7 protein-coding genes are annotated in these 6129 nt (G+C 71.7%); 4 read left to right on the top strand and 3 right to left on the bottom strand.

Translation table 11 applies throughout. From position 1 onward, the window contains the following. The first annotated feature begins 11 nt into the window (after window positions 1-11). Together RDU12_RS11220 and RDU12_RS11225 are read left to right on the top strand one after the other, a co-directional pair. Window positions 12-146 (top strand): hypothetical protein, encoded by a 135-nt coding sequence (locus tag RDU12_RS11220; RefSeq protein WP_308684646.1) that lies wholly within the window; start codon window positions 12-14, stop codon window positions 144-146. After that, window positions 146-928: a LytTR family DNA-binding domain-containing protein gene (locus RDU12_RS11225; RefSeq protein WP_308684643.1), complete on the top strand. Its 783-nt coding sequence runs from the start codon at window positions 146-148 to the stop codon at window positions 926-928. The genes RDU12_RS11220 and RDU12_RS11225 overlap by 1 nt, the downstream gene beginning before the upstream one ends. Window position 929: 1 nt before the next feature. Here RDU12_RS11225 and RDU12_RS11230 read toward each other — a convergent pair whose 3' ends face one another. From RDU12_RS11230 to RDU12_RS11240, 3 genes are all read right to left on the bottom strand, one after another. Further along, entirely contained in the window at window positions 930-2405 is a 1476-nt protein-coding gene (locus RDU12_RS11230) for a carotenoid oxygenase family protein (protein WP_300291096.1), read from the bottom strand. 10 nt (window positions 2406-2415) lie between these two features. Further along, window positions 2416-2856, bottom strand: a complete 441-nt coding sequence (locus RDU12_RS11235; protein WP_300291098.1) for a DUF2141 domain-containing protein — start codon at window positions 2854-2856, stop codon at window positions 2416-2418. A gap of 152 nt (window positions 2857-3008) precedes the next feature. Further along, window positions 3009-4229, bottom strand: a complete 1221-nt coding sequence (locus RDU12_RS11240; RefSeq protein ID WP_300291103.1) for a YihY/virulence factor BrkB family protein — start codon at window positions 4227-4229, stop codon at window positions 3009-3011. 82 nt (window positions 4230-4311) lie between these two features. On the opposite strand from RDU12_RS11240, the gene prmC reads away from it, so the two are divergent. Together prmC and RDU12_RS11250 are read left to right on the top strand one after the other, a co-directional pair. Continuing rightward, window positions 4312-5205: a peptide chain release factor N(5)-glutamine methyltransferase gene (prmC, locus tag RDU12_RS11245; protein ID WP_300291099.1), complete on the top strand. Its 894-nt coding sequence runs from the start codon at window positions 4312-4314 to the stop codon at window positions 5203-5205. Window positions 5206-5489: 284 nt separating this feature from the next. Continuing rightward, the coding region (locus RDU12_RS11250; RefSeq protein WP_308684644.1) for a DUF4167 domain-containing protein at window positions 5490-6129 on the top strand (640 nt) is incomplete at its 3' end.

Here is a 6129-nt window from a genome sequence, read left to right on the forward strand (position 1 = left end):
AGACCGGACGGCTGGACCGGCTGTCGGGCGGCCTGTGCCGGTCAGGCGATCTGGAAAGCGCCTGCGACTACATGATCCGGTTCGCGGCCGCCGGATTCCGGGCCGTGTGCGGACCGCAGGCCCGGGCGGAAGATCGGCCGGCCTGATGGGAGCCTCCGCTGATCCGCCCGGACCGGGTCCGCTCCGCTGGCTCCCGTTCCGCTTCGACCGGGGCGTCGGCGTGGCCGTGGGCGCGGGCGTGGTGCTGGCCCTGACCGGCGCCTTCGGCACCAACATCGTCCCGCTGTGGCTGCGCCTGGCCTACTGGGTCCCGCTGATCCTCGTCGGCGCGGTCTGGGCCACCCTGTGTTCGCGCCTGATCGAGCGGGTCGTCGACCCCGACGAACAGCCGTGGCTGACGGTGGCGGCGCTGTCGGCCGCCACGGCCGGACCGGTGGTGGTGCTGGTCTGGCTGGTCACCGGCCTGGTCTTCGAGAACGAGATCTATCCGCTCGACCGTCTGGCGCATTTCGTCGGCCCGGTGCTGGTCGTGACCGTCGCCATCAGCGCCATCAACGTCTTCCTGGGCCGTCCCCCGCCGGTTCAGACCCATGCGGGCGCCGGCGGATCCGGCCCGGCCCGCTTCCTCGACCGCCTGCCGCCGAAGCTGCGCGGCGCGACCCTCCACGCCGTCCAGGCCGAGGATCACTATCTGCGCCTGCACACCGACCGCGGCTCGGACCTCATCCTGATGCGGCTGTCCGACGCCGTGGCCGAGCTGGAGGGGCTGGAAGGCGCGCGCACCCATCGCAGCTGGTGGGTCGCCAGGGACGCGGTGCGCGATGTGGCGCGCAGCGACGGCCGGGCCGCCCTGACCCTCGAGGGCGGGATCGTCGTCCCCGTCAGCCGCCGCTACGCCCGGGCCCTGCGCGAGGCCGGCTGGTACTAGCCTACCCCTGCCAGACGCCGTGGAAACTGACCGGCAGGGCGGTGTCGGCGCGCCAGCTGGCGACCGGCCCGTCCTCGATCCGGGCCGCGTCCAGCACATGCAGTTCGGACGCCCGGGCGGCCAGGTTCAGCGTCGGCCCGACCAGCCAGCCGTCGTCCTCGGCCGTGCCGCCGAGCCGGGGCACGAACACCATTTCGTCCATCACATGGTCCGCCCCGAAGTCGAACACGCGGGTCCGGCCCGCCCACCAGTCGGTCATGCCGATCGCGCTCGCGAACGGCCGCCCCGGAGTCTCCTCGGCGGTGTGCAGGGTGAAGCGGCGCGGCAGGCCGGCGCGACGCGGATCGCCGCGCGGGAACTCGGCCACCACCCCGGTGCGCTGCAGGTCGGTCGAGCCGTCGGCCCTGAGGTGCGCCAGGGCCAACCGGGCCGGCTCTCCGTCCAGAGGCACGCCGTTCAGGACCTCGCTGGCCCCGCGGGCGGCGAAATCCATGTCGCGATGGACGCACAGGTCGAAGCGGATGTCGTCGCCGTCCGACCAGGCGTCGCCCAGATGGAAGAAGCCGAACGCCGGCAGTTCGAACACCCGCCGCCGGGTCAGGTCGTCCTTGTCGATCACCAGCACCTGGGTCCCCTCGTCGGGCCGCCAGTCGAAGCCGTCGGCGAAGGGCATGGTCATCCGCGCCTGCACCCACGGCTGCAGCACGATGACCAGATGGCGGGCCGTGGCGGTGAAGTCGTGGACATAGCTGGCGCGCGGCAGGTCGATCATCGTCGCCGCCTCCAGCTCCCCCGTGGGCGACAGCCGCCAGACCATGGCCTGGCCCCGCCCCATGCCGAGGTTCCAGATCCGGCCGTCCGGCTCGCGGCGCGGGTGGGCCAGGAAGGGCATGGACTTCAGGTCGGGGCGGTGGGTGACCATGCCCCGGGTCGCCAGCGTCTCCGGGTCCATGGCCACGGCGGAGCCGCCTTCCCACAGCGCCCACAGGGCGTCGCCGGCCATCAGCACCGAGGTGTTGGCCGCGTTGGCGTCGTCGTTCGAGCCGATCTCGGCCCTTGGATCGCCGGCGCTGCCGAAGCCGGGCATGACCATGGCGTCGAGTCGTGTCTCCTGCCGCCGCTTGGGCGTGTCGACAAAGCGGGCGGCCAGTTCGGCCTGGCCCTCGGAGATGCGGAAGCGCCGCACCATTCCATCCCCGTCGAACCAGTGCGCCGCCGAGCGGCCGGGGCGCCGGAATTTGGCCGGTCCGTTGCGATACAGGGCGCCCTCCAGACCGGCCGGCGCCCGTCCGTGGATCAGCCGCATGGCCTGCGGAGCGACATCGGCCTCGACATCGGCGGTGGCCAGTCCCCAGTCCGCAGCGGTCCGCATCGCCGTCATGGCGCGGACGGTCTCGGGGGTGAGGACGGCGGCCGCCAATCCTGCGATGAGAGGGGCCGCGGCGCCTGTGAGAAAGTTGCGTCGGGAAGCGATCATCACCCTCTCCTCAGCGAATGCTGATGGTCTGGGCGGTCGGGCCCGAGACGGCGAAGCGGGCGCGTTCCCAGCTGGCCGGGCCCATGTTGCCGACGGCGTTGTTGGAAAAGGCGTAGGGCTCGACCGGCATGCCGAACGGATTGGTGTTCATCTCGCCGTCGCCGTTGACGTCGTGAAAGGCCTTGGCCGCATAGTCGCCGGCGGGCAGGCCCTCGAAGGTGACCGTGTGCTCCCCCGCCGCGACGTCCAGCCTGCGGCCGCCGACCGGCCGGTCCCCGGCGTAGCCGGCCTCGGAATCGTACAGGGCGACCATCACCGCGCCGGTCCGGGCGCCCGTCTCGAAGGTCAGGGTGACGGCGCTGTCGGACGGGCTTTGGGCCAGGGCGGCGCCGGCCGGGGCGAACAGGCCGACGGCGGCGGCGGCGAAGGCGATCAGGGGCAGGCGGGTCATGGCGGTCTCTCATGCGGGGGAGGCCCGACCACCGGACCTCCGACCCCCCGACCGTGCGGAGGTCCCGCCGTCGCCGCCACGCCGGATGCGGGGATCGTCGCCTTTCCTTCGTGAACGGCGCCGCCCGGCCGTTCACGAAGCGCGAACGACCGTCAGCTGCGCCGGATCCGCCGTCTCAGCAGCCGGTCCGACAGCGCCTCGGCGTGCTTCAGGGTGAAGGCCAGGGCCGCCGGATTGCCCCGCCGCGGACCGACCGTGTCGGCCACCACCGCGCCGCGCTCGCCGATGGCGCGGTGCTCGCCGGTGGTGGTGTCGATCGCCGTCTGGTGCTCGATCTCGGCGTTGAGCTCAGCCCCCATCAGGATGATCTGCACGCTCAGCCAGGTCCACAAAAGGAAGCCCATCATCGCCGCCAGAGGGCCGTAGGAGGCGGTGCGCACGAAGGTCTGCAGATACCAGCTGAAGACCAGCGACAGGATCACGCTCAGCAGGGCCGCGAACAGGGCGCCCGGCGTCAGCCAGCGCCAGCGCGCCCGCGACCGGCACGGCCCGAAGCGATAGATCACGGTCAGGGCGGCGACATAGACCACGCCCAGCAGCGGCCAACGCAGCGGCGCCAGATGGGCCCATTCATCGGCCAGGCCAAACACGCCCATCACCACCGGTACGCCGACGATCAGGCCCGCCGTCAGCAGGATGCTGAGCAGGCCTGAGACGGTGAAGGCCATGCAGGTCAGATTGTATTTGACCAGATTGCGCCGCTCGACCTCGTGATAGGCGATATTGAGGCCGTAGAAGAGCACCTTGATCGCCCCGTTCGCCGTCCACAGCGACAGGGCCAGGGTCCAGACCAGGGTGAAGGTCAGGGCGGTCGTAGCGTTCTCGGCCAGCCGCTGCATCTCGCCGCCGAGGAACTCCGCCACCCCGGACGGCAGGACCGAATAGAGGAATTGCAGCCGTCCCCAGGCGTCCGCAGGATCGGCGAACAGCCCGTACAGGGTGACGAAGGCGGCCAGGGTCGGGAACAGCGACAGCACCACGAAGAAGGTCACGCCTCCGGCCACGAAGCCGACCCGGTCGCCGAAATAGGACGCGCCGACGCGCCAGAAGATGTCGACCCAGCCCTTGTGCGGGATGTGCTCGGGCCGCTGGGCCAGACGCCCGCGCCCCGGCTCCTTCGCCTCGAAATCCTCCGGCGTGGGCGGCCGGGGCGGCAGCGGCGCGGGCCGCTCCTTGCGCAGCTCGACGCCGTATTTGTGCCCGTGCCGATAGAGCAGGTGCGCCGCTCCGGCCCCGGCCGCCAGCCCGCCGGCCACCGAGCCGACCAGACCCCACAGCCCGAGGCCGCCCCTTGCTCCAGACCGCTTCTGCATCGTGGCCACAACGACTCCGCCTGGACGGCGTTCCGGCGCCGTCCCGCTTGATATCCGCGCAAACCCGCGCCAAGGCCAGAGCATGACCGACGCCGCCGCTTCCCCGACCCTGCTGACCGCCTGGAAGGCCGCCGCCGCCGCGCTCAAGGCCGGCCGCATCGACAGCCCCTCGATCGACGCCCGCCTGCTGCTCGAGGTCGCCGCCGGCTGTTCGCGCACCGACATCCTCACCGACCCCTACCGCGCCGTCACGCCGGACCAGCAGGCCGCGCTGGACGCCTTCGTCGAACGCCGCCTGCGTCGCGAGCCGGTGTCGCGCATCCTCGGCCGCAAGGGCTTCTGGAAGATCATGCTGAACGTCACCCCCGACGTGCTCAGCCCCCGCCCGGACACCGAGGCCATCCTCGACGTCGTGCTGCTGGCCTATCCGCCCCACAAGGCCTTCGAGATGATCGATCTCGGCACGGGCTCGGGCGCCATCCTGCTGGCGACCCTGGCCGAACGCGCCGGCGCCCGCGGCGTCGGCACCGACATCTCCTTCGAGGCCCTGGCCGTGGCCAGGGAGAACGCGACCAACCTCGAGCTCGACAACCGCGCCACCTTCCTTCGCACCGAATGGGCCGCCGGCTTCGCCGACCACAGCTTCGACGTCGTCGTCTCCAACCCGCCCTACATTCCGTCCGGCGACATCCCCGGCCTCGATCCCGAGGTCCGCGACCACGACCCGCACCTGGCCCTCGACGGCGGCCCCGACGGCCTGCAGGCCTATCGCGAACTGGCCCCCGAGATCCGCCGCATCCTCCGCCCCGACGGCCTGTTCGCGGTCGAGATCGGCTGGGACCAGGGCCCTCAGGTCAAGGCGCTGTTCGAGGCCGCGGGCTTCGACAGGGTCATCGTCGTCAAGGACCTGTCGGACCGCGACCGCGTCGTCACCAACGGCCCCGACCCGCGCACCAATCCCGTTCCGAAGATGTAGCCGGGGTCGGGCGGGCAATTATCCCCTTGGAAACCGCCCCCGCACAGGCTAAGTCTTCGCTGTCTCCCACCCAAACGCACGCCATGGACCGCCTCAGGCCCATTCCCGCGCGCCCAGGGCATCTGACGGTCAGGCCAGTCGGCCCGGCGGACCAGGGGGCGGCAACGGATTTCCGATCACATCGTCAGCGGGGATTGGCCCCGGAACGAAGCGGAACGACCAGACGGACAGCGCCGGAGGCCTTCGCCCCGGACCGTCCCTCATACAAAGCACGGTAGCGTCCGATGAGAGATTTCAAGGGCATGAAGCGTCAGCGCGGACGCAACAGGAAGCCCGGCGGCGGCGGCGGCAACGCCAACGCCACCAACCCGAACCGGTCCTGGGACTCCCAGGGCCCGGAGAACATCAAGGTCCGCGGCAACGCCCAGACCGTCTATGAGCGCTACATGCAGCTGGCGCGCGACGCCTCGGCCGCCGGCGACCGCGTCCTGGCCGAGAACTACACCCAGCACGCCGAACACTATTTCCGCGTCCTGCGCGCCCTGCAGCCCTCGCGTCCGGTGTCCGAGATCGCCCAGCGCGAACTGGCCGGCCAGGGCTTCGACATCGATTTCGAGGACGAGACCGGGGCCCAGGCCGCCGCCATCATGGCCGCCGAAAAGGCCGAGGCCGACCGCGTCGCCGCCGCCGAGGCCCGGCAGCAGCGCGACAATGACGACCGCCAGAACGATCGTCAGAACGACCGCTCCAACGACCGCCCGAACGACCGTCAGGCCGAGCAGCCGCGCCGCGAATGGCGCGACCGCGACGAAGCGCCGCGCGAGCCCCGCGCCGAGGCCGAAGGCGCCGCCGGCGACGGCGGTCGCCGCGAGACCAGCCGCGAGCGCTGGGAACGTCGCCAGCAGGAGCGCAGCCAGCGCTTCC

Source organism: Brevundimonas sp. (assembly GCF_031082345.1).
Taxonomy (GTDB): Bacteria; Pseudomonadota; Alphaproteobacteria; order Caulobacterales; family Caulobacteraceae; genus Brevundimonas.

Bases quoted from the DNA above. Each gene is read 5' to 3' on its own strand.
- prmC (WP_300291099.1), top strand. From the start codon at position 4,312: ATGACCGACGCCGCCGCTTCCCCGACCCTGCTGACCGCCTGGAAGGCC.
- RDU12_RS11230 (WP_300291096.1), bottom strand. From the start codon at position 2,405: ATGATCGCTTCCCGACGCAACTTTCTCACAGGCGCCGCGGCCCCTCTC.
- RDU12_RS11240 (WP_300291103.1), bottom strand. From the start codon at position 4,229: ATGCAGAAGCGGTCTGGAGCAAGGGGCGGCCTCGGGCTGTGGGGTCTG.
- RDU12_RS11235 (WP_300291098.1), bottom strand. From the start codon at position 2,856: ATGACCCGCCTGCCCCTGATCGCCTTCGCCGCCGCCGCCGTCGGCCTG.
- RDU12_RS11225 (WP_308684643.1), top strand. From the start codon at position 146: ATGGGAGCCTCCGCTGATCCGCCCGGACCGGGTCCGCTCCGCTGGCTC.